Annotated in this window: 15 protein-coding genes; 7 read left to right on the forward strand and 8 right to left on the reverse strand. The window is 40.5% G+C overall.

Annotated elements, in window-relative coordinates; all coding sequences use genetic code 11:
* The first annotated feature begins 286 nt into the window (after positions 1-286).
* From cofH to AACW45_RS08055, 3 genes are all read left to right on the forward strand, one after another.
* Complete coding sequence (gene cofH, locus AACW45_RS08045) at positions 287-1,420, forward strand: 7,8-didemethyl-8-hydroxy-5-deazariboflavin synthase subunit CofH (RefSeq protein WP_190632524.1); 1,134 nt, start codon at positions 287-289, stop codon at positions 1,418-1,420.
* Positions 1,421-1,509: 89 nt separating this feature from the next.
* Positions 1,510-1,911: a photosystem II protein Psb27 gene (gene psb27, locus AACW45_RS08050; RefSeq protein WP_190549469.1), complete on the forward strand. Its 402-nt coding sequence runs from the start codon at positions 1,510-1,512 to the stop codon at positions 1,909-1,911.
* 573 nt (positions 1,912-2,484) lie between these two features.
* Positions 2,485-3,984 (forward strand): family 10 glycosylhydrolase, encoded by a 1,500-nt coding sequence (locus tag AACW45_RS08055; protein ID WP_190632525.1) that lies wholly within the window; start codon positions 2,485-2,487, stop codon positions 3,982-3,984.
* A gap of 289 nt (positions 3,985-4,273) precedes the next feature.
* Here the strand turns inward: AACW45_RS08055 and AACW45_RS08060 are convergent, their stop codons facing one another.
* On the reverse strand, positions 4,274-5,242 hold the full coding sequence (locus AACW45_RS08060) for an alpha/beta hydrolase (RefSeq protein WP_190632526.1): 969 nt from the start codon (positions 5,240-5,242) through the stop codon (positions 4,274-4,276).
* Positions 5,243-5,574: 332 nt separating this feature from the next.
* The gene (polA, locus tag AACW45_RS08065) at positions 5,575-8,496 is read right to left on the reverse strand and encodes a DNA polymerase I (protein WP_190632638.1); all 2,922 of its coding nucleotides are present in this window, start codon (positions 8,494-8,496) and stop codon (positions 5,575-5,577) included.
* Positions 8,497-8,974: 478 nt separating this feature from the next.
* Between polA and AACW45_RS08070 the strand changes: the two genes are divergently transcribed.
* Complete coding sequence (locus AACW45_RS08070; RefSeq protein ID WP_190632527.1) at positions 8,975-9,850, forward strand: Cof-type HAD-IIB family hydrolase; 876 nt, start codon at positions 8,975-8,977, stop codon at positions 9,848-9,850.
* Positions 9,851-10,098: 248 nt separating this feature from the next.
* On the opposite strand, the gene AACW45_RS08075 is transcribed toward AACW45_RS08070, so the two are convergent.
* The 3 genes from AACW45_RS08075 to AACW45_RS08085 form a co-directional block, all read right to left on the reverse strand.
* Positions 10,099-11,205, reverse strand: coding sequence for an EcsC family protein (locus AACW45_RS08075; protein ID WP_190632528.1), 1,107 nt, complete (start codon positions 11,203-11,205; stop codon positions 10,099-10,101).
* Between the two features lie 904 nt (positions 11,206-12,109).
* The gene (locus tag AACW45_RS08080; protein ID WP_190632529.1) at positions 12,110-12,940 is read right to left on the reverse strand and encodes an alpha/beta fold hydrolase; all 831 of its coding nucleotides are present in this window, start codon (positions 12,938-12,940) and stop codon (positions 12,110-12,112) included.
* A gap of 352 nt (positions 12,941-13,292) precedes the next feature.
* Positions 13,293-14,018 (reverse strand): lysophospholipid acyltransferase family protein, encoded by a 726-nt coding sequence (locus AACW45_RS08085; protein ID WP_190632530.1) that lies wholly within the window; start codon positions 14,016-14,018, stop codon positions 13,293-13,295.
* 371 nt (positions 14,019-14,389) lie between these two features.
* Between AACW45_RS08085 and metG the strand changes: the two genes are divergently transcribed.
* The 3 genes from metG to lptC all read left to right on the forward strand — a co-directional run bounded on the left by metG (position 14,390) and on the right by lptC (position 18,043).
* Positions 14,390-15,991, forward strand: coding sequence for a methionine--tRNA ligase (gene metG / locus AACW45_RS08090; RefSeq protein WP_190632531.1), 1,602 nt, complete (start codon positions 14,390-14,392; stop codon positions 15,989-15,991).
* Positions 15,992-16,154: 163 nt separating this feature from the next.
* Positions 16,155-16,784, forward strand: a complete 630-nt coding sequence (locus tag AACW45_RS08095; protein ID WP_096643008.1) for a LabA-like NYN domain-containing protein — start codon at positions 16,155-16,157, stop codon at positions 16,782-16,784.
* On the forward strand, positions 16,784-18,043 hold the full coding sequence (lptC, locus tag AACW45_RS08100; protein WP_190632532.1) for an LPS export ABC transporter periplasmic protein LptC: 1,260 nt from the start codon (positions 16,784-16,786) through the stop codon (positions 18,041-18,043). Before AACW45_RS08095 ends, lptC begins: the two co-directional genes overlap by 1 nt.
* An 85-nt stretch (positions 18,044-18,128) precedes the next feature.
* Here lptC and AACW45_RS08105 read toward each other — a convergent pair whose 3' ends face one another.
* The 3 genes from AACW45_RS08105 to AACW45_RS08115 form a co-directional block, all read right to left on the reverse strand.
* The gene (locus tag AACW45_RS08105; RefSeq protein ID WP_190632533.1) at positions 18,129-19,454 is read right to left on the reverse strand and encodes a D-alanyl-D-alanine carboxypeptidase; all 1,326 of its coding nucleotides are present in this window, start codon (positions 19,452-19,454) and stop codon (positions 18,129-18,131) included.
* Between the two features lie 805 nt (positions 19,455-20,259).
* The gene (locus AACW45_RS08110; protein ID WP_190632534.1) at positions 20,260-21,780 is read right to left on the reverse strand and encodes a peptidoglycan-binding domain-containing protein; all 1,521 of its coding nucleotides are present in this window, start codon (positions 21,778-21,780) and stop codon (positions 20,260-20,262) included.
* A 642-nt stretch (positions 21,781-22,422) separates the two neighbouring features.
* The gene (locus AACW45_RS08115; protein WP_190632535.1) at positions 22,423-22,986 is read right to left on the reverse strand and encodes an SH3 domain-containing protein; all 564 of its coding nucleotides are present in this window, start codon (positions 22,984-22,986) and stop codon (positions 22,423-22,425) included.
* Positions 22,987-23,132 lie beyond the last annotated feature (146 nt).

The following is a 23,132-nucleotide window of genomic DNA, read 5'->3' on the forward strand; positions in this document are numbered from 1 at the left end:
GGGGAGATAAGACCAAAGATGGGGCGAAAGTCTCACCTGCGGCACTCGCCTGTGAGTACAGAAGCTCAGGGTGTAGCGAAGCGAAACCCTGAGTAGTTCACTTTCACCAACCAGTAACTAACTCAACAACAGTACTCGGTCAAAGTAGAAAGTAAAATCTACCCTAATATAGATTAAAGATAAATTTTAAATGTAAATTAAGTAACAATTATCACTTATAATTAGTCGCTGAGATCCCTATTGAGATTCCTGGCAAAATAAAAGAAGTAACTTGATTTTCACTCCTGTGAAGCATAAAACTGTTGATGATATTCTCGACCGTGCCTTACTGGGATACGATATATCCCCAGTCGAGGGAGTGGTGTTATTAAAACAAACAGAAGAAGAAGCGATCGCTCTGATTCAAAATACAGCCGATAAACTCCGCCAGCGTCAAGTTGGTGATGTAGTTACCTACGTCATCAATCGTAATATTAACTTTACTAACATTTGCGAGCAGCATTGTAGTTTTTGTGCATTCCGACGCGACGATGGAGATAATGGTGCTTACTGGTTAGATTGGGCACAAGTGTTAGAAAAAGCTACAGATGGGGTAAAACGAGGTGCAACGGAAATCTGTATGCAAGGGGGATTGAACCCACAAGCCTTGATTAATGGCAAATCCCTGCCTTATTATCTCAAGTTAGTAGAAACTATTAAGCAGGAGTTTCCCCAGCTACACTTACACGCTTTCTCGCCCCAAGAAGTACAATTTATCGCCAGACTTGATGGACTGGAATATGCTGATGTGATTGCGGCTTTGCGGGATGCCGGTGTTGGTTCTATGCCAGGAACAGCCGCCGAAGTGTTAGATGATGAAGTGAGGCGGGTACTGTGTCCCGAAAAAATTGATACAGCAACTTGGTTAGAAATTGTTAGTACAGCCCATCAATTAGGCTTGCATACTACTAGTACAATGCTGTCAGGACATATTGAAAGCAAAGAACAGCAAATCGCACATTTAGAGAAATTGCGATCGCTACAAATGACAGCCATGAAAAACGGCTATCCGGCAAAAATCACTGAGTTTATTTTATTACCTTTTGTTGGGCAGGAAGCACCCAAACCTTTACGGCGGCGGGTAGGACGCGATCAACCGATTTTAAGTGATAGCTTACTGTTGACGGCTGTAGCGCGGATTTATTTGGGAAATTGGATACCTAACCATCAACCAAGTTGGGTAAAGCTGGGGCTAGATGGAGCGACAACAGCTTTATTTTGGGGTTGTAACGATATTGGCGGCACATTGATGGAAGAACATATTACCTCAATGGCGGGTGCGGTAGGCGGTACATCAATGGAAGCAGAAACCCTGCAAAATGCGATCGCTTCCTTAGGTAGACCTTACCAACAAAGAGACACTCTCTATCAAAAACATTGAATTCAATACTGATGCTTCATCCTTCGTCATGATCCCCCGGATACCAATCCAAGATACTATGGACGTTGATTTATGCATTATTTCAGTACATGCTTATGAAGCGCTATTGGTCGCGTCTGCTTGCCCTGGTTTTAGTTGTAACCATCGGCTTAATGGGCTGTTCTAGCCCTGATAGTTTGACAGGAGATTATCGCCAAGACACCTTAACGGTAATCCAAACTTTAAGAAACGTCTTAGAGTTATCAGATGATTCACCAAGTAAAGCAGCAGTTCAAGCAGAAGCGCGTCAAAAAATAAATGACTTTTCAGCCCGCTACCAAAGAGCTAACTCTGTTTCTGGACTTAGCTCCTTTACTACCATGCGTACAGCCTTAAATTCCCTAGCAGGACATTACAGTTCTTACCCCAATCGTCCTGTACCAGAAAAACTCAAAAATCGTCTAGAACAAGAGTTTAGTCAGGTAGAGGCGGCGCTAAGACGCGGTGCGTAACTGTCAATAAAATACAGTCAGACAATTTTAGATTTTGCGAACAGCTTTAAAATCTAAAAATTGGCACAGTCAAGAGTCTTATTAAATTGGGACTCTTGGCAAATTTGTTTAGCTTAGTAGACTCATTAAACACTTTTTAAATTTTGCATTTAAATTCATCAATAAGAAAATAGCATTTTCTCTGCTATCATCTCCAGTACCTAAATTTGTTCATCGGGATTAACTTATCTCCTCTACCTGATGCCATAAACGGGTAATATCTTGGATGACAAGCAAATCATCAAAAATTGGGTAATTACCTGAATCTGTTTTAAAAATCCAATTAATAACAAAATCCGGCAACATAAATAGCGGTTTGAAAGTCGGAAAAAATAGGCTTCAAAGCCCCTATTTACTCAATAGAGAATTTGACATCCATCAATCTCAGTTATGTAATTGAAAGTTGATGGTCAGACTGCTTGTATAAAAGCTTTTAGCCCAAAAATCTGGACAAGAGCAATCAATCAAAGATTGTTAAATTCCAGCCTGTGCCCAGCTTTTACAGCCAGTCTACTTTTCCTGCTACCTTGAAGTATGTTTAACCTTTCCTTGAACGTTACGAAATCAAAGTCATTTACCCGAAGCCTCTTAGCTGCGATTTTCACTAGTAGTTTATTGACTCCCTATTTGGCAAATCAACCAGCACAGGCGCAAGTGCAACAATATTGCCAACTATCGCCAAAAGCTGTCAAAGAAAAAGAAAACTTACGTTTGGCAGCACTAAGAGGTAATTCAGAAGCGCAAAAGCGTTACCAGCAGATATTAAAACAACATGCGCAGGAAATGCAGGCTTGTCGTAATCGCACCTGGCCGCAAAATCAAGCTATTTGGTTGCGCTTATATCCTTGTGACATTCAACCTGGGTTACTCGATCACATGATGGATCGGATTGTAAATCTGGGCTATAACCAAGTTTATGTGGAAACCTTTTATGATGGGCGAGTATTATTACCAGCCGCCAGTAACCCGACAGCTTGGCCTTCTGTGATTCGCAATCCAGGTGCAGAGAAAGTAGATTTGCTAGCAACGGCGATTCAAAAAGGGCGACAACGGGGTTTAAAAGTTTACTCGTGGATGTATACAATTAATTTTGGCTATAGCTATGCGCTGCGTCGAGATCGAGAAGGAGCGATCGCGCGTAATGGCAAAGGTCAAACTAGCTTGTATGTTGTAGATGTGGGTACTCATGTCTTTATCGACCCCTACAACGAACGAGCAAAACGCGATTACTATCAAATGGTACAGGAAGTACTGCGCCGTCGCCCCGATGGGATTTTATTTGACTATGTACGCTATCCCAGACAAGGGGGAAGCAATTCTATCGCCACCAAAGTTACAGATTTATGGCTATTTACTGCTGCAACTCAAGAAGCTTTATTTCGACGGGCACAAAATAATAAAGGTTTAGATTTAATTCGCCGCTTTTTGGCTAAAGGATATATTACCCCCGCCGATATTTCCGAAGTCGATCAACTTTATCCCCAAGAGGGAGAACCTCTGTGGCAAGGACGAACTGTATCCTCAGCGCAAAAATCCCTAATCAATCCTACTCAAAGACAACCGCTTTTACAATGGGATTTGTGGCAACTCGCTGTTGCTCATGCCATGCAAGGTATCTTAGATTTTGTCGCCTTAGCAACTCATCCTGCCCAAGAATTAAATATTCCCGCCGGGGTGGTATTTTTCCCTGAAGGTAACCAAAGTGTCGGACAAGGCTATGATTCGCGCTTACAGCCTTGGGATAGGTTCCCTAATTCTTTAGAATGGCATCCTATGGCTTACGCGACTTGTGGTGATGTTAGTTGTATTGTGCCGCAAATACAAAGGGTTTTAAGTATGGCGAAACCAGGTACCCAGGTAATTCCGGCTTTAGCTGGTAAATGGGGAGGTTCAATTAGTAATCGTCCATCTTTAGAAGCCCAAATGCAAGCACTGCGACAATTTGCGCCCCAAATCAAAGGGGTAAGCCATTTTGCTTATTCTTGGCAATATCCTGACCATGATAGCGATCGCAAATTATGCCGCGCTCAATAATTTAAAATAATACTTTTTATCCCAATTCAAATAATCTTGGCGACACATCAAGATATTCTAGAGGGCATGGCAGTGCCAGTGCCCCTACAATCTGGTGCATTCTGTGGCATTGCTGAATTAGGGGATGAATTTTGAGCTATTGAAATTTTCCACTCCTTATTCTCTCTGCGTCTCTGCGCCTCTGCGTGAGATAAATCATCCCGCAATTATGCAACGCCAATTCTGTTTTCCAATTGGTATGAGATTTTGTACTTTGTTGGGCTGAATACATCAGTTCAACAGCAAATTCTCAATTACACCAATCCCCTAATTGCGTAGCCAGAAAATAGCGTACATGGTCAACAAATGTAGCCCCCCACTGTCTAGTTCCATGTCCCATCCCCGGAACGACATAACAAGCACCATCAGGAAATTTTTGGGCACAAGCACGGGTATCTTTAATTCTGACAATGGGGTCGTTAGCACCGACTAAAAAGCGAACTTTACGCGGTAACTGCACTTGCTCAACATAATTCATCGGATTGCAGTTCCAAGCATATTCATCGTGATATTTCAGATTTTTGGCTAACTGTAAAAGCTTGACTACAGGTTGTAAATCTGGCTGTACTTTTTGTAACAGTGCTGTTGCTAATCCACCTAGAGGCGAAGCTGCCAAATCTGGTAACAAGCCATAACCCCAACTATTGGCAAAGGACTGGAGATCTGTATGACCAATGGTTCCCAGTAACCTCTCCCCCAAACCTTGAGCAGTAAAAGCGTAACCAGATAGCAAAACACCCATACTCACGCCAAATAAAGCCAATTTGGAATTACTCAACCCATAGCGATCGCTACAAAATTTACTAATGCTATCAATATTACTAGCGGTATTGCGGAATATACTTAAAAGTAATGCCGTATCAAAGGCAATACCTTGGTTAATTAATGGCTGAATTTCATTTTGTACAACAGCCGTAAAGGTGCGTACTAAACTGCGTTCTCCCGCCAAAGGCGTATCAAATAAAGCAACTGCAATACCCATTTGTGTCAGTGTTGGCACAATAAAAGCATTCCAGCCATAAGGCGCACTCATCCCTTGTAAACCAATAACTAACGGTGTTTCCCTGGTAGGTCGATGTGGTAAAAAGACAGCTACAGGAAAGCCGCTTAAGCGTTCGTCAATCTCCTTTATACCAGTATAAGGATAAGGCTGATAGAACCAATAGCGATCGCCATTCACACCGTCAAAATTAATTGTATCTGGCCCGTAAATCTGCATATTTTCAATGGCAGAGTGTTGATGGTTAACTGTTGACTGTTGACTGTTGACTGGGAACAGTAAATTATTCTGCCTTAATTGCCTACCCAGGATATAAGTGTTTATAGCCTGCCTAAGCAGACTTTACTAGTGGTTCATCGCATTAATTATGTGGGATAAGTTTCTTCTTCTTTTCTCTTCCTACCCTTCGGGAACGACTTCGTCGAACGCGGACTTCGCGTCTACCCTGCGGGAACGACTTCGTCGAATGCGGTTCGTTTTTTTACTCCTCTCCATTAATGCGATGAAACAATAAAAGGGTATTGATTAAGGAAGTGAGATGTTCTCTATCATCACTTTGTTTCCATCCAATTATCACCTGCGCGAACATCAACTAATAAAGGCACAGATAACTCAACTGCATTTTCCATCACTGACTTAATTTGTGGTTGTAATTCATCCCATTCTGACGGCGGAACTTCAAACACTAATTCATCGTGAACTTGTAATAACAACCGCGCCTGATATTTACTCAAAACATCATGCAATCTCACCATTGCAATTTTGATAATATCTGCACTAGAACCTTGAATTGGTGCATTCGCAGCCGAACGCAGTAAACCAGCATCTAATGGGCCTAGATTTTTTAATTTACTCAAATCAATGTCTTCTGGGTTGCTACCTTTTAACTGACGTAAACTATTACTAGTAAACTCAAAATACCGCCGACGACCAAGAATTGTTTCTACATAACCTTTGGCGATCGCTTCTTTTTTGACTCGCTCTAAATATGTAAATACTTGTGCATAACGTTCGTTAAATCGCTTGATAAATTCATTGGCAATATTTTTATCAACCCCAGTAGAACGGGCAAATTTTAGCGAACCCATACCATAAATTACACCAAAGTTAATAGTTTTGGCTAATCTGCGTTCATCTGCTGTAACATCTTCTTTTTCAAATACTAACTTTGCTGTCACAGTATGAATATCTTCATTTTGCTGATAGGCTTGCACTAAAACGGGTTCTTGGCTTAAATGCGCTAAAATTCTTAACTCAATTTGTGAGTAATCAGCAGCCGCCATTAAAAAGCTAGATTCTGGTAAAAATGCTTTGCGAATTTGGCGACTAAAAGCTGTCCGAATGGGAATATTTTGTAAATTAGGATTAGAAGAAGATAACCTTCCAGTTGATGTTGCGGCTTGGTTAAAATCTGTATGTACTCTTTGCGTATCGGGACGTACTAATGCTGGTAATGCATCTACATAAGTAGACTTTAATTTAGATAAAGTCCGGTATTCAATGATGGCATCAACAAAACCAGTTTGGTCAACTTCTTGGAGTTTTTCTAATGTCGCTGCGTCTGTAGAGTAACCCGTTTGAATTTTCCGCGAATACTTGGTACTTAAACCCAATTTTTCAAATAAAATATGACTTAATTGCTTAGGAGAACCTAACTTAAATTTTTCGCCAGCGATTTCTGTCGCTTTTTCTTCCAACTTAGCCAAATCAATTTCTAATTGCTGCGAAAGTTCTCTTAAGTAATCAGAATTAATTCGTACACCTGTATATTCCATTTCCGCTAAAACTGCTTCTAGCGGTTGTTCTACATCTATAAATAGCTGATATAACTCGGTAAATTGTTGTAATTCTTCACGCAGTTTTACTACTAAACCAAATGTAGAATAAACATCCATACCACAGTAATCAGCTACTGTAGGAATGTCTAAATCAGCAATAGTTTTACCCTTAGGAACTAAATCTACATAACTTTTAGCTGTTAAACCCAAATATTTCTGAGCTAAATCGCTTAAATTATGGCTAGCATCGGGATTTAATAAATAACTCGCTAGCATGGTATCAAATACCACCCCTGCCAATTTTATGCCTTGACACCGCAGAACTAAACGGTCAAATTTGGCATTTTGCAAAGATTTGGGATAATCAGCACTTTCTAAAATTGGACGTAAGGCTGTTAATACAAAATCTAATTCTAGATTTTTCGCATTTTTGTGCCCAAGGGGAATATAAGCCATTTCATCGGTTTTTGTCCCCCAACAGCAACCAATTCCTACTAAAGCTGCGTCTCGTGGTTCTAAATCTGTGGTTTCTGTATCCCAAGCAACGGGTATTTCTGGATTAGTAAATTTCTGTAATAATTTAACTAACTTTGTCAGTTTCGCTTCACTATCAATAATTTGTGGTTGAATTGCAGAAACTGGCTTTTGTTTTGCTGCGGCTGTATCATCTGCGCTAAAAAACCACAAATCTGGATCGTTATCGTCAATATTGAGTTGTGCTGTGGTAGTTTCGGGAACTTCTGCAACTTCTCCGCCAAATTTCTGCTGGAGTTCGTTGATTTGCTTGAGAAAGCGATTAAACTCTAATTTTTCTAAAATCGGTACGAGTAAATCTTTATCGAAACCTTTTAATTTACAATCTTCTAAATTTACTTCTAAAGGCACATCAATCACAATTTTCGCTAAATATTGCGACTTTTTCGCATCTTCTTGCCCTTCTACCAGTTTTTTCTGAGTTGCGCCTTTAATTTCATCTATTTTTGCATAAATATTCTCTAACGAACCGTAAGTACTGAGTAACTGAACTGCGGTTTTTTCGCCAATACCCTTGACACCGGGAATATTATCTGATTTATCGCCACAAAGAGCTTTAAAATCAACAATTTGTTCTGGTAACACACCCAGCTTTTGTTGAACTTGTTCCGGGCCGAATTCGCTGATACCATTTGTCGATCGCTTCCAGGCATCGGGTGTAAAATTAAGCACAGTGATTTGCTTTTCTAAATCGATCAGTTGAAACAAATCGCGATCGCCTGTGAGAATTTTCACTTTATACCCAGTCCCAGTTGCAAGCTGTGCTAAAGTACCCAACACATCATCAGCTTCAAAACCAGGAGCCGTAAAAATCGGTAAATTGAACCCTGCAAGTAGTTCATGTAAATTTTTTAAATCTGGGACAAAATCTTCTGGCGTACCGGGGCGATCGGCTTTATAAGTATCATCAGCTTCATGACGGAAAGTAGGTAAACCCAAATCAAAAGCTATAGCCATTGCTTGAGGCTGTTCTGTAGTCATCACTTCCAGCAGACACTTAATAAAGCCAAAACACACGCTGGTAGGAATCCCTGTTTTTGTCCGTAATCCCCCATCTCGTCCCTTAATAAAAGCAAAATAAGAACGGAACGCCAAGGAATGTCCATCTACGAGGATGAAAGTAGGGCGTGTTGCGATTGTAGAAGAAGAAATTTGCGACATAGCCTTATTGTAGCCAGAAGCTTCAGTCTCAGATATTGGTCTATCAAGCATAGTATGAATAGTTGAGACGGATACAACGACTTAGTGAAACTAGCAAACACTCAACTTATAATCCTAAATCTCTAAACTTGCGTCTAATTCTCCTCTTCTCTTCTTTCTTGGCGTCTTGGCGTTCTTGGCGGTTAATTTTCCCCAGAATTATATAGGGGACATCCAATTTTTTAAATCCCCAATCAATTTGTAGTGCGAGCAGCGTTCGACTGAGCGCTCACGCCGAAGTCTTGCTCGCTTTAGAACAACAGCGAGCAAGATGTTTGTCCTTCCCTGCGGGAGGCTGCGCCAACGGACACGCTACGCGAACGCACTACGGAATATGGGTAATTTATTTTTTGTAAGTCCCTAGGGATGTGCGATCGCTCCCCATTCATCCCTAGAGCCTGTTAACCTCTTAACTGGAAGCCAAAAACTTGGGGAATTTATGGATCTAACAGCTGCCACTCATCTACAATCTCTGGAAAATCAGGTTCAAGCTGCGGCAGAAATTAAATTATTGGTTTTAGATATCGATGGCACAATTTCCGGTAAATCTAACAAAGTCAGTAAACCCGTAAAAAAAGCGATCGCCGCAGCACAAGCAAAAGGAATTCAAATAGCGATCGCTACTGGACGCATGTACCGTTCAGCTTTACGCTTTCATCAAGCAATTGGCTCTACATTACCATTAGCAGCATATCAAGGCGCTTGGATTCAAGACCCAGCCACCGAGAAAATTCATCGCCATTTGACAGTTCCGCGAGAAATCGCATCCCAGCTACTAGATTATTTTGAACAACCACAACTGCGATCGCTTCTCTCCGTTCACTTTTATATCAACGATCAACTTTACGTGCGAGAGTTAACCCCAGAAACCAAACTCTACGCCAAACGTTCCGGAATTACAGCCATTCCCGTCGGTGATTTACGCCAAGCTTTAGATAACGAACCCACAAAAGTCCTAGCTTTATCTGACGACAGCGAAGTAATCAACAAAATTTTAGGCAATTTACGCCTTCAATACACACCCGCAGAACTTTACCTCACCACCTCTGTTGCTACCTTCTTTGAAGCAACTCACCCCTCTGTCAACAAAGGAACTGCGGTGCGTTACCTTGCAGAAGAATTACTCGGCTTACAAAGCAAAAACGTCATGACTATTGGCGATAACTTTAATGATTTAGAAATGCTAGAATACGCCGGCATTGGTGTAGCTATGGGTAATGCGCCAGCAGATGTCCAGGCTATAGCAAATTGGGTAGCACCTCCAGTTGAAGCAGATGGAGTTGCAGCCGCAATCGAACAATTTTTACTATCTTAAAAACTATCTCAGTAAACGTTGCCCCTAAAAAATCAGAAAGGACACCGACGACTGGCCGTGTTTCGTCTCGGTGCCCCTGCTGGTTCGCTCCTCACACACCAGATAATATATATCACGTGTTCAATTGAGTCAACACTTGTTATATAAATTTATATTTACTTTCTCAGAAGCTTTACGGAAATGGGGCATGGGGCATTGGGCATCGGGCATTGGGCATTGCTTAACAGTCAACAGTCAACAGTCAACAGTCAACCGTCAACACTTCGGCAGCTATGCCCAATATCAAATTTTTTAGCGATCGCATCAATGATATTCTGTTCTACTTCTGTAGTTTCACCGTTAAGATGGGCAATTTTTTGACATTGGGCTAGCAAGGGAATGGCAAAATCACGATTGAGTTGATTCAGCAAGCTATCTAAAGGTTGGGGCGATTTGATATTCTGAGCGATCGCATTTAATGAATTCTCACTCAGATTAATCACTTTTAATTCTGGAATAATTTCCGCCCAAGTTTTGTCAGGATGGCTCGCAAGAATCATGTGGACTAAAATTTGATCCATTACCGCTTCTTGTGCGATCGCAGTTTCTAAATACCTTTCACTTTGTTGCTTTAATGTATTTAATGTCTCTGGGGAATTGAGAGACGTAGATTCATCTAACTTGGCTTCGTAAAATCGACAAGCAGCATAACCCAGAGAATAAATCATTGTCGCATTAGAACTAGCTGCGATCGCTGCGCCAGCAAAAGGTACATTTCGCAGCAAACCTAAACCCGCAGCTTTCAATAAACGACTACCGCCCAAAGCTAAACCAAAAATTGCCAACACTTCGCCCTTACGCGCCGAATCTTTTAAATCTAATCCGTAGGCGGCAGCAATTTGATACAACATTTCCGATTGCAATTCTGTTGTTGCCGCCAAATCAATGGCTAATAAAGCTGCTGCTACTCCTGGCAAAATACTAGTAGCTAAACCAATTCCACCAGCTTTCGTAGCTTTTTCTACCATGATGCGGTGAGAAATTTGGCTAGGTGATTCTTGAGGATACTGTTGTTTGAGTTTGTTCACTGTATCTTGGGCTTTTTGCAAATCAATATTTGCACTAGCACCAATCAACCAATTAAGATTTAAGACACCAGATAATTTACGAATTAGCCAATTTTCACCAAGGCTATTAACTAAATTTCCGGTATTTTGGGTAGATTGTTCAATTAGCTTGTGGGTTTGCTTCACAAAATTTCCGGTTACCCAGCTTACAGTTTCCGCAACAGTTTCTAAAAATGATTTTTCATCTTTTTTTGTATTCTTAATAGAAGAATTATTTTCTTGATGATTTATTTTAATTTTTTCTGCCATTGCTGGGAACCTTAATTGTTAAGCCTTGCTAGTTTATTTGTAGCAAATATGCCCGAAATTAACCTCTTTCTCTGAGAATAAGTCTTTAGTTAATCATCGACTATAATACCAATTGGAAAAAATAATGCGCCAGATTGTAGGGGCACTGGCACTGCCATGCCCGCGAGAATATTTTGATGTGTCGCAAAGATTATTTGAATTGGTATAACCATTCGCCAATACAATTCACTTAAGCATTACTTCTTTCTATTTCTTCTTCTCTCCGCGTCCTACCCTTCGGGAAGCCGCTCTGCGTCTAATGCGTCTTCTCTGCGAGACGCTGCGCGTTGGCGGAAGCCTCTCGAAGAGAAGGCGGTTCATTAAAAAAATTGAGCATTGCAGCACGCAACTCGCAGGGGCGGGGTTACCCCGCCCCTACAATTTGGCATAATTTATTTTTTGGAATTCCCGGATTGTCGTGTCAATCGCTTTTTGGGTATCTTCATCAAAACAACATAATCAAACCGATTGTCATCATCCAACAGGCAAATTCCTGCATAATTTAGCGAAAAACTTACTCATTTTGCCTTTTTGCTTACTCATTTATTGAAAATGCTTACTTAAAAAGCTTTAACGCTTACTCATTTTGGTGTTTTCCGCAGATGAAATGCTTTAACGCTTACTTAAAAAGCTTAAATGCTTACTCATTTTGGTGTTTTCCGCAGGTGAAATGCTTTAAAGCTTACTCATTTTGGTGTTTTCCGCAGGTGAAAAGGTTAAACACTTTCTCATTTCGGTGTTTCACGAACTTATTTTGCGCTACAGCTTACCCAAAATAAAATTAGGGATTGAACCGCTAAGACGCGAAGTACGCGAAGAAATAAAAGATTAGGAGAATTGAGAGTATCTTCAGCAAGAAAGGCTATTATCTGACAGCATCTCTAATTTTCATCGCCTGACTCAGTACTGCGCCATTTGACAAAAATTGATTATCCCGCAAGATTTTATAGAGATTTGTCTGACTCTCTAGTAAGCAAGCATGTCCACTCTCAGGTAAAACTACCATTTGGCTGTGAGGAAATATATTAACTAGCCGCTTGACTTCCTCTACAGAAGGTAATAGCCGATCCTGAAGACCGGCGATGAGTAATACTGGTTGTGTCAGTTGGCGGAGTTTTTCTTCTTCAACCTCAAATTCGCGCAGTAAAGCCAAGCGCCAGAGAATTGTTTCGGGGGGTACGGAACGCATACTTTTGAGTAGTTCTTGGCGATCGCTCTGCGTCATCCGTTGTAAAGATGCTAAAAATGGTAAAAGTCCTAACGCGCCGATTTCATACAGCCAAGGGTGTACTAGGTAAGTTAACTGAGAAGCCCAGGTGAACCAAGGACGTAATTTAAAGCTAGAAGCTGGGTTAATCAGGATAATTCTTGTAAATAACTGGGGTGCTTGGATGGCTACTTTCATCGCTAAACAACCACCAAAGGATTCGCCACATAGATAAATGGGGCGCTGAGAGTTTTTGGATAACTCAGTATAAATTAATTCCACTACGTTATTGGTGAGTACTTCCCAGGTAGTCAAGTCTTGACGGGGAATTGCTAAACAGCGCACATCAAAACCCGTTTCCAATCCCGCAGTTTGCGATCGCAATAGTTGACCGGTGCCATCCATTCCTGGCAAGTAAACAAATAGGGGAAATTCTGGCTGGATACGTTTAGGACTGAGGAAACAGGGTTTTAACTCAACTTCTGACATTGTCAACTTTTAATTAATTTTGTTATATTTCTCAACTTTACCTGGTGTCAGCGCCATATTTTTTAAGTTAGACCATTCATTTGCAGTTAATTTGTGAATTTATATACATTTCTGGTCAAAAATCGGAGATAAAAAATCAAAATCAATATACATATATATTGTGTAATTTTTGTGTAAATTCTTGCCAAAAAAATTTACAAATTCCCTAATTTAAAACTCCTTGACATTTAATTTTTGCTAGTGCTATCACTAAAAAGATTGTCCTGCGGTCGATGTATAGGCAATTAATCTATAGTAGGTATCGCTATGATGTTGTAGATGGTGAGATAAACCATCCACAATTGGAGATATTTTAATAACAACCTTGGCGAAGTAAGTTGGCGATTTCATCATGACAGCTATCTGTCAGTTCAGCCACAACATTTTTCGCTTGTTTTCCTTGATATTGTTTTTGATGTTGGGGCTTAATCCAATAGGGATTACCAATTAACACTGCGACTCGACGATAGATAACCAAGGGATGCCAACCTGGTTGATTAAACAAAGCTTCGCTAGGGTCGAAGAGACTTAATAGGCGTAACGGCACAGATGTGGTGTTGACTTCTTCTAAAGAGGCGATCGCGATTGGTAAAACCGCCAAGTCTCTCACCGATGCTCGTAATGCCAAATGCGCAAATCCTCGCTGAAATTCGCCAACATGATGGGGCTGAGTATATTTTACCATTGGTTCAGTGCCTTCGGGAAACACCCCTACCATCTGTTTGGACTGCAACAGCATCTGCGATTGGGCAAAAAAGCTCTGTTGGCGTTTATGAGTATCCTCTAAAGGAAAGCACCCCAATTGATCTGTCACCAATTCCCGCAGAATTGGTACTTGTCCCATGTAATGATGACAAGCAAAGCGGATAGGAGTGGATAGCGCCGCCATTAAAATCAGCGCATCCATAAAGCTGCGGTGATTGCTAACGACTAAAACACTAGCATCACGGGGAATCCGATCCTCGTAATAAAGAAGCATTCTCGTTGATAATGCTGCTAATGACCATCGAGAAATCTCCAGAGGGTTATTTACATTCATAGCAATCAATATATTTTTCCGAAAATATCGCAGTTTATCTTGACTTAAGATTACATTTCTTCACCAGTATCACGACTGTCTTCAGGTAGAAATGTCTCCTTCCCAAGTCGTCTATATTTTCTGAGTCAGGATTTTTGTATTTTTCGCCACAATCAGTCCAATTAAACGCTTTACTAACTATGTGTTAGCCGCTATTTTTTAACTATTGGCATAAATTAGCTGGCGTTATATCGACCATAAAATAATTGGTCTGAATAGATTTGCTAATATTAAGGTGTCATTTGAAAAAAAAGTAGCAATGTTATATAATTACGTGGTTTTGCCGACAAAAGTAAGATAAAAACGTTTTAATAAGTTGTTTTTAATTGTGCATGAATCTAGTGAATAAAAAAGTAAAAACATTTGCACTGACAACACCGTTATATTATGTCAACGATGTCCCTCATGTTGGTAGTGCTTATACAACGATGGCTGCTGATGTCGTAGCACGATTTCAAAGGCTTTTAGGAAATGAAGTCCTGCTCATTACCGGAACAGATGAACATGGTCAAAAAATCCAGCGTTCAGCAGAAAATCTCGGCAAAGCGCCCCAGGAATTTTGCGATGAAATCTCTTTGACTTTCTCTTCTCTGTGGGAATTGCTGAATATTAAATACGATCGCTTTATTCGCACTACCTCACCCCGTCATGAGGCGATCGTCAAAGAATTTTTCCAGCGAGTGTGGGATGCTGGTGATATCTATCAGGGACAACAAAAAGGCTGGTACTGTGTATCTTGCGAAGAATTTAAGGAAGAACGCGAACTATTAGAAGGAAACCGTTGTCCCATTCATACCAATAAAGAAGTTGAGTGGCGCGACGAACAAAACTACTTCTTCCGCTTATCCAAATACCAAAGTCAACTCCAAGCACTTTACGCAGCCAAACCTGATTTTATCCAGCCAGCAAGTAGGCGTAATGAAGTCCTTAACTTCGTAAATCAAGGGTTGCAAGACTTTTCTATTTCCCGAGTCAATTTAGATTGGGGTTTTCCTGTACCAGTAGATCCCCAGCATACCCTTTATGTCTGGTTTGATGCCCTGCTGGGTTATGTCACAGCATTATTAGAACCAGATGAGGAACCCACTTTAGCTAATGCTTTAGCTAAATGGTGGCCGATGAATTTACATCTAATTGGTAAGGATATTTTACGCTTTCATGCAGTGTACTGGCCTGCTATGTTACTAAGTGCTGGCTTACCCTTACCAGAACAAGTATTTGGACATGGTTTTTTAACTAAAGACGGGCAAAAAATGGGTAAAAGCTTGGGGAATACCCTCAACCCCGTAGAACTTGTGCAGCGTTATGGTAGCGACGCCGTTCGTTATTACTTCCTTAAGGAAATAGAATTTGGCAAGGATGGCGATTTTAATGAAGTTAGATTCATTAATGTTTTGAATGCAGATTTGGCAAATGATTTAGGTAATTTGCTCAATCGTACCCTCAACATGGTGAAGAAATACTGCGGCGGTAATGTACCAGCAATTGCTAGTGCAGCCATTCCAGTAGAAAATCCTTTAAAAACGATTGGGTTAGATTTAGGAGAAAAAGTCAAAAATGCTTACTATACGCTAGCTTTTAATCAGGCTTGCGAGGCTATTTTATTGCTAGTGCAAGCCAGCAATAAATTTATTGATGAACAAGCTCCTTGGACATTATACAAGCAAGGACAACAGGAAAAATTAGAACAAGTGCTGTATGCAGTTCTAGAATCAGTTAGACTAGCTGCTTATCTGTTGTCCCCAGTAATTCCTAATATCAGTAGCGATATTTATCAGCAATTGGGCTTGGGAATTAACTTTAATGAGCCAAGAGAAAGTGCGATCGCCGCACCTTTCGATGTTCATGCCAGCTGGGGGTTACTATCGGATCAACAACAGTTGGGTACACCCCAACCAATTTTTAAGCGGATAGAAGCTCCAAAAAACGATTAGTATTTTCATTTTTTGATTTTGCCTAATCTCTAATTCTGTCAAAAAAAGCTTGGGGCTATAGAGATTAGCCCCAGGGGATTATCATAAATCGCTGTCAATTCCCATGAAAAAAGTTAAAACCAGTATCAAAAATCACAAGAATAATAATTGAGGTATGACATCAATGTTGAATAATTTAGAAAATGATTCCATATTTACCCCGGAACAAGTTTTAGAAAATCGGGGTCGTGTAGCTATATTTATTGATGGTTCAAATTTATTTTATGCGGCACTGCAATTAGGAATCGAAATTGATTACACCAAGTTACTTTGTAGATTAACTGGCGGATCTAGACTGCTACGGGCTTTTTTCTACACTGGCGTAGATCGCACCAACGAAAAACAACAAGGCTTTCTGTTGTGGATGCGGCGCAATGGCTATCGAGTCATCGCCAAAGATTTAGTCCAGCTACCAGACGGCTCAAAAAAAGCCAATTTAGATGTGGAAATAGCCGTAGATATGATGGCATTAGTTGACTCTTATGATACCGCAGTCTTAGTCAGTGGTGATGGCGATTTAGCCTATGCAGTCAACTCAGTCAGCTATCGGGGTGTCAGGGTAGAAGTAGTCAGTTTACGTTCCATGACTAGCGACAGCTTAATCAACGTAAGCGATCGCTATATTGACTTAGAAGCAATCAAAGAAGATATCCAAAAAACCCCCCGCCAAAGTTATCCATACCGTCCTTTATCGGGTATGGGCTTTTTGGACGATCCCAGAGACGCTGATGGACATTTAGAAATTCAAGATTAATGAAGCAGGACGCGAATAATTATCGAGGGAGACGAGTTTCACAAAAACAGGGGGGAATTATTCAAGCACATTCTCCCCAATTATTTTTCCCAACAATTCTCAGTGCTTTAGCAAAGAAAATCAATTGGTTGAGTCTCCCTTTGATATTTTTCTTATTATTTGGTTTAGTTGCTTGCAACAACAAAGCTAATAATAATCAAGCAAATAATTCTGGCGCACAAAATACAGATAGTAAATTAACCTTTTTTGGTGTAGCGTTTGAACAATTTGATGAAGTCGGAAGACCAATTTGGAAAGTTAACGCCAAAGCCGCAAAATATACCAAAGAAAAACAAATCGGTGAAGCCGAAAGCCCCTATGGCGAACTATATCAAGATGGCAAAGTAGTATATCAAATTAAAGCAGAACGAGCAGATATTGAACAGGATGGTAAGCAATTATTTCTTAAGGGTAAGATAGTCGCCACAGACCCCAGTAATGGCATTGTATTGCGCGGTAACGAATTAGAATGGCGACCTAAAGAAGATTTATTAATTGTCCGCAATCAATTAACAGGTAGTCATCAAAAACTCCAAGCAATAGCCCAAGAAGCAAAAGTTAAAACCCGCGAACAGCGCATGGAATTTTCTGGAGGAGTCATAGCTAACTCCCTCGATCCCCAACTGCAAATGCGCACAGAACATTTAATTTGGAAAATTAAAGAAGAAAAATTAATTGGCGATCGCCCCGTACAAATTGACCGTTATAAAAACAATCAAATTACCGACCGTGGGCGCGGAAATGCAACAGAAATTAATTTAAAAACCAAAATTGCGACTGTAAAAAATAATGCCCAGTTAGAATTACTAGACCCACCCATGCAGATAACTAGTAATTCTATGACCTGGAACATGAATGCTGAAACTGTGACGACAAATTCGCCATTGCGGGTATTTCATAAGGCAGAAAATGTCACAGTTACCGCGAATCAAGGAGAAATGAAGATACCACAAAAAACAGTTTATTTAACAGGTAATGTTAACGCTATTGGACAGCGTCGCCAGTCTCTCAAATCGCAAACATTAACTTGGTATCTAGACAATAAATTATTGGAAGCAAAAGGTAATGTATCCTATCGACAAATTGAGCCACCATTAAACTTCGCTGGAGATACAGCCGTTGGCAACCTGCAAACAGAAAATATCGTTGTCAAAGGCGGTGGAAGTGGTAGCAGAGTCGTTACAGAAATTATTCCTCAAGAGAAAGGAAGAGGGCAATAATGATTAGTCAATGGTCAATTGTCAATGGTCAATAGTGATGAGATATTTGACTGTTGACTGTTGACTGTTGACTGTTGACTGTTGACTAACTCTTAAACATAACTTGATTGCGGCTGGTTGCACCTAGTTCGGGGAGATTGTTGACGGTGGTGGAATGAGGGGTTAAGGCTGCGGGGATTTGGGGTGCTAGTTGGAATTTTTGCACGAGACTTTGTAATAATTGGTCTTGTCCTGTACGGAAACCGGAGACATTATTACCTCGGTTAATAATCGCAAACCAAACCAAACCGCGATCGCGTGTGGGTATAACTCCCGCTAAAGCACTGACATCTCGTAGCGTTCCAGTTTTCATTACTGTACCAGCCGGCATGTGTCTGGCGTGCATTGTCCCCCGATGATCGAACCCAGACATCGGAAATAAATCGGCTATGGTGAGATTATTAACTACAGCTTGTTGTTGTAGTGCCATCAGCATCGCACAAGCAGCACGGGGAGAAATGCGATTTTCTGTCCCTAATCCCGAACCATTGATTAGCAGAATTTCGCCTTCTGGAACTCTCGCTAATTTGGCTGCGGTTGCTTGGACTACCGTATGTCCGCCTACGGATTCGGCTAGCATTTCTGCGATATCATTGTTGCTGTAAACGTTCATCTCTTTGATGATTTGCTTCATCGGTAAAGACAGATGACGAATTAGCACAGCCCGTTGAGCTATTGGTTGAGCTTCGACTTTCACAGTACCCGCGATCGCTACTTGTGGTTTTGCTGTCCCCTTAGGCATGATTGAATGAATGTAAATCGCCGGACGAGTCCAAGTAGCCGAATTTAGCGCTTGTTTAAAGATTTGCCCAGCTAATAAAGGATGGCGCTGGAAATTCATCGAAAACGAGCCAGTAATCACCAAATTGCCTTTTACCTGCTTAATTCCCATGCGGTTGAGAGTATTCCCCAAAGCGATCGCTTCTTCCCAAACCATCATCGGATCGCCACCGCCAGTAATGACTAAATCGCCTTGCAATACACCATTAACTATTGGCCCTGTAGCGCTGACTAAAGTCTCAAACTGATGATTTGGCCCCCAAGTTTTAAAAGCAACCAGTGAAGTAGCAATTTTAGTTAAAGAAGCAGCAGGTAAAGGTGTTGTCCCTTGATGATTAGCCATCAACATCGGCCCCGACTGCATCCAAATTCCTTGACTTGGTGCGAGATTTTGTTCTATTAGTTTCGATGTAATCAGCCCCTTCAAATATTCTTGGACTGTATTAACACTAGCTGGATTAGGATCGGGAGCTACAACCAAGCCAGGGCTAGTTTGCCAAGCCAATGCATCTAAAGCATCCAAAGGCTTAATTTGTAAGCCAGCCATTTCTAGCCAAATTGAAACTAAACCTGAACTCAATAACTCCAGCATTCTTGATGTCCTCTATTAGGATTATTTAAGATTTGCGAACTAGTTTACAGTGCTAATATACAAACTTTTTGCTGCCGATCAGCATGGAGTCATAATAACTAGTGTTTTTCCCAGATAAAAGTAAAGCAGATAACATAGATAAGGTGTGATTTTTACATCATTAACCAACTAGTAAATTAGTAAAATCTACTAACTATAAACATAGTAAATATCATTGCGCCTTGATTAAAATAATTAATCTGGCACAATTAAACGTTTAGGTGAAAATTAGTTCACACCTGGAAATAGGTATAATTAATTTTTGCCAGTACTGACACACTTACATAAACAAATTTCCCTCAGAGAAATCCATGCTGTAGCAAAAGTTGTGTGCATTGGTATAGCACTATAACACCAATTCAGCAATAGGTCTCAACAGAAAATAGTCAACTTAGCCATTGAGAGTGAGAACAAAAAGGACAAGGAAGACAAGGAGGAAAAGGAAGATAGGTGTTTGCAACTCCTAAACGGATTGCTATATATCGATGTTTTTCATATCCATTCATAGATAAACAATGATAGTGATGATTGTTTATCTATGCTGAATACAATTCTCTGCCTAACTTTCTCCAAAAAACCCAATCTATCAAGAAAATTTCTCCCGCACCTAATCCCTATCCCCTAACCCCTAATACATTTCATTAATATTAGTAGCTCATTCTCTGCGTACCTTTGCGCTTACCTTTGCGTACCTTTGCGTTTAAATTTTTACCCTCAATGAACCACGATTTTATACAAAACTGTACTAGCCCCTAGCCCCTAGCCCCTAAAAATAATCAACCCTTGCATCTAAACCATAAGAGCGTAATTGCTTAGAAAGATTTTCTGCTTCTGCGCGATTCCTAAACCTCCCCGCATTGACATAATCACCTAAACCTGATTTTTCCACTACAGGATTAGCGATATATTGACGTACTTTGTTGAGAGTATCAGCATTATGAATTGGTATGACTACCACATAGCCTTTTTGATTATTATTATTGCCGTTAACTCCAGGGGTATTATTTGACCATAAGGCTTGCCAAGTTTGAGGATCGACATTTCCCGTTGGTGTTAGTCGCATATATTGTTGAAAAGCATACACATATTGTCTGGTATTGTCACCGTAATAACCATCGGGATTACCATTAAAAAAGCCTAATTGTAACAATCGCTCTTGAACAGCTCTCACATTATCGCCACTGTCACCAACTGTGAGATAATTTCTACCTGGTTGGATAGATCTGCCTTGATTTTGTGCAACTGTGCGTACTGCTTCTAAAGCTTGGATATTGGCTATACCATCAGCAGGTAGTTGATAATTTCGCTGGAACCGGATCAGCGCATCCCTAGTTAAAGCGCCAAAATTACCAGTCGGATTAGCTGTTAAATATCCCATCTCCCGTAAGAGTTCTTGCAATTCGCGAATTTGTACGGAAGAAAGACTGTTTCTTTCAGGTGAGATCACAGTTGAGGAATTGAATAGTCTATTCCAAGTTTGTTGATCTGTAATCCCATTAGCATATAAACCAGAGTTGCTCTGGAATGCAATTAATGCGTCTCTTGTCAAGAGGCCAAAATTCCCGGTGGGATTAGCATTAAAATAACCTAACTGTTGCAAACGCTGTTGTAGTCTGGTGACTGCTGGGCCTTTACTACCTTGGGAAAGAATCGGGTAGTCTCCTCCTTGGCTGGGAGTGTTAAATTGTGCTGGTTGGACTCTGGGAGTAACAGCAGGATTACGAGGAACTTTAACACCTTGCTGATAGCGGATGTATGCTTGCTGAGTTTGTTGTCCAAAATAGCCTGTAATGGGGCCTTGAAAATAACCTAAACGCTGCAAACGCTGTTGTAGTTTGACAACTTCTGGGCCTCTGCTACCCAAGCGCAGATTACCACCGACATTACTATTAGCAACTCTACCTTGGCAAGCTTGTTGTAGCGATCGCTCTGTACCCACACCCACAACACCATCAGCAGGTAATTTCTTGGCTTGCTGAAAAGCAATTACAGCTTGCTGGGTTTGGGGGCCAAAGTTACTATTAATCGGGCCGTTAAAATATCCTAATTTTTTCAAACATCTTTGGATATTGGCTACTTCTGGGCCGTTACTGCCAAATTTTTGCACTGCCAAACTTTGCCCAGCTATACTGACAATACCTAACGTAATTCCTAAAGATAAAAAACGCATCAAAACTGCGCTAGATAGCTTTGTCCAATTCCAAAATCTGAAATTTATAGGCACAATATCAGAACTTTCAGATAATTCAGAAACTGTGTTGATAGGTAGAGCGCTGATAATTTTCATAAGTAAACACAAGAAAATCTTGATTATTAACTAAGTAAAAATTTTTATAACTTTTGGAGTGCGATCGCGTCATCTAAATATCTCAGTAGATGAACGTTCCCACCATCATCGCCAGCATTACATAGAGAAAACTCAATCAACTCTAATTCACATCACGGGAATATAGCCTTGCAACACAAGGATTATTACTCTCAAAACAGGTAAGGCTTTAATCTTTTACCTTTTTTGTGAAGTTACTTTTGAGCTACATTTGTGAGGAATTTTGGCTACCAGTATACTATAAAATAAAGATAACTTGAAACAATTAATACATAAAAAAATAACCTGGTAAGCAAGCCTTAACCAGGTTGTTGAAATCAGCTATTCTGCTTTTAAGTTGCACAATCCATCGTGAGGGCTGTTAACAGTCAACAGTCAATAGTCAACAGTCAACAGTCAACAGTCAACAGTCAACAGTCAACAGTCAACAGTCAACAGTCAATAGTCAACAGTCAATAGTCAACAGTCAATAGTCAACAGTCAACAGTCAACAGTCAACAGTCAACAGTCAACAGTCAACAGTCAACAGTCAATAGCCCTTATTAGTAGTTATGCATTAGACGCCCATTAGCTTACCTATTCAGTGAAAATTTATCAGTCTATCTATTGGTTTTCTGGTTGCTGGTTTTCTGGTTGTTGATTTTCTTGTGGCGCTTGTGGTTGTTGAGTTTCCTCGTTATCGTCAACTCGTTGCGTATTACCAGCTTTGACCCAACCTTCTTGATTGGTATCTTCTTGGCGAATTTTCTGCCAGAGTTTATCAGGACTTTCCTCTAAAATTACCACTTTTTGATTAAAACCAACCCCACCCACACGTTCTGCATCTTGTTTTGGTTCAGCTCGCAAACTCAAACCTTGAGACCAAGTAACTTTTCCGCGATAAGCTCCATCTGGTAAAGGTTTGGGAGATGCTTCATCTGTAGGCGATTCTGTGGGAGTAGGTGAAGGTGAAGCGCTAGGAGATGGTGACGCAGTAGATTGAGCTACTTTTCCCGTTGGTTTTGGCGATTGGATTTTCTGAGATGGGTTATCGTTGGGAAAAATTGGTTTTGACGGCGGTATAGCCGTGCGATTCATGAAATACAGCGCTGTAGCTACACCACTACCGATTAAAATAGCGATCGCCAACAAAACACCAAGTATAAATTTTAGTACGTTAGTAAACATAATTTATAACCTTATTTCCATTGGTCAATTGTCAATGGTCAATAGTCAAGGGTCAATGGTTATTGGTCAGTTGTCAGTTGTCAGTTGTCATTCTTAATTGGACTATTGACTATTGTACAGACGCGATTAATCGCGTCTCTACTGAC

This window comes from Calothrix sp. FACHB-168 (genome assembly GCF_963889195.1).
Taxonomy (GTDB): domain Bacteria; phylum Cyanobacteriota; class Cyanobacteriia; order Cyanobacteriales; family Nostocaceae; genus Aulosira; species Aulosira anomala_A.

What these genes read in the sequence shown, in the direction of transcription:
- AACW45_RS08080 (WP_190632529.1), bottom strand. Translation starts at nt 12,940, where the DNA reads ATGTCAGAAGTTGAGTTAAAACCCTGTTTCCTCAGTCCTAAACGTATC.
- metG (WP_190632531.1), top strand. Translation starts at nt 14,390, where the DNA reads ATGAATCTAGTGAATAAAAAAGTAAAAACATTTGCACTGACAACACCG.
- lptC (WP_190632532.1), top strand. Translation starts at nt 16,784, where the DNA reads ATGAAGCAGGACGCGAATAATTATCGAGGGAGACGAGTTTCACAAAAA.
- AACW45_RS08070 (WP_190632527.1), top strand. Translation starts at nt 8,975, where the DNA reads ATGGATCTAACAGCTGCCACTCATCTACAATCTCTGGAAAATCAGGTT.
- AACW45_RS08060 (WP_190632526.1), bottom strand. Translation starts at nt 5,242, where the DNA reads ATGCAGATTTACGGGCCAGATACAATTAATTTTGACGGTGTGAATGGC.
- AACW45_RS08075 (WP_190632528.1), bottom strand. Translation starts at nt 11,205, where the DNA reads ATGGCAGAAAAAATTAAAATAAATCATCAAGAAAATAATTCTTCTATT.
- psb27 (WP_190549469.1), top strand. Translation starts at nt 1,510, where the DNA reads ATGCTTATGAAGCGCTATTGGTCGCGTCTGCTTGCCCTGGTTTTAGTT.
- AACW45_RS08110 (WP_190632534.1), bottom strand. Translation starts at nt 21,780, where the DNA reads ATGAAAATTATCAGCGCTCTACCTATCAACACAGTTTCTGAATTATCT.
- polA (WP_190632638.1), bottom strand. Translation starts at nt 8,496, where the DNA reads ATGTCGCAAATTTCTTCTTCTACAATCGCAACACGCCCTACTTTCATC.
- AACW45_RS08055 (WP_190632525.1), top strand. Translation starts at nt 2,485, where the DNA reads ATGTTTAACCTTTCCTTGAACGTTACGAAATCAAAGTCATTTACCCGA.
- AACW45_RS08085 (WP_190632530.1), bottom strand. Translation starts at nt 14,018, where the DNA reads ATGAATGTAAATAACCCTCTGGAGATTTCTCGATGGTCATTAGCAGCA.
- AACW45_RS08095 (WP_096643008.1), top strand. Translation starts at nt 16,155, where the DNA reads ATGTTGAATAATTTAGAAAATGATTCCATATTTACCCCGGAACAAGTT.
- AACW45_RS08115 (WP_190632535.1), bottom strand. Translation starts at nt 22,986, where the DNA reads ATGTTTACTAACGTACTAAAATTTATACTTGGTGTTTTGTTGGCGATC.
- AACW45_RS08105 (WP_190632533.1), bottom strand. Translation starts at nt 19,454, where the DNA reads ATGCTGGAGTTATTGAGTTCAGGTTTAGTTTCAATTTGGCTAGAAATG.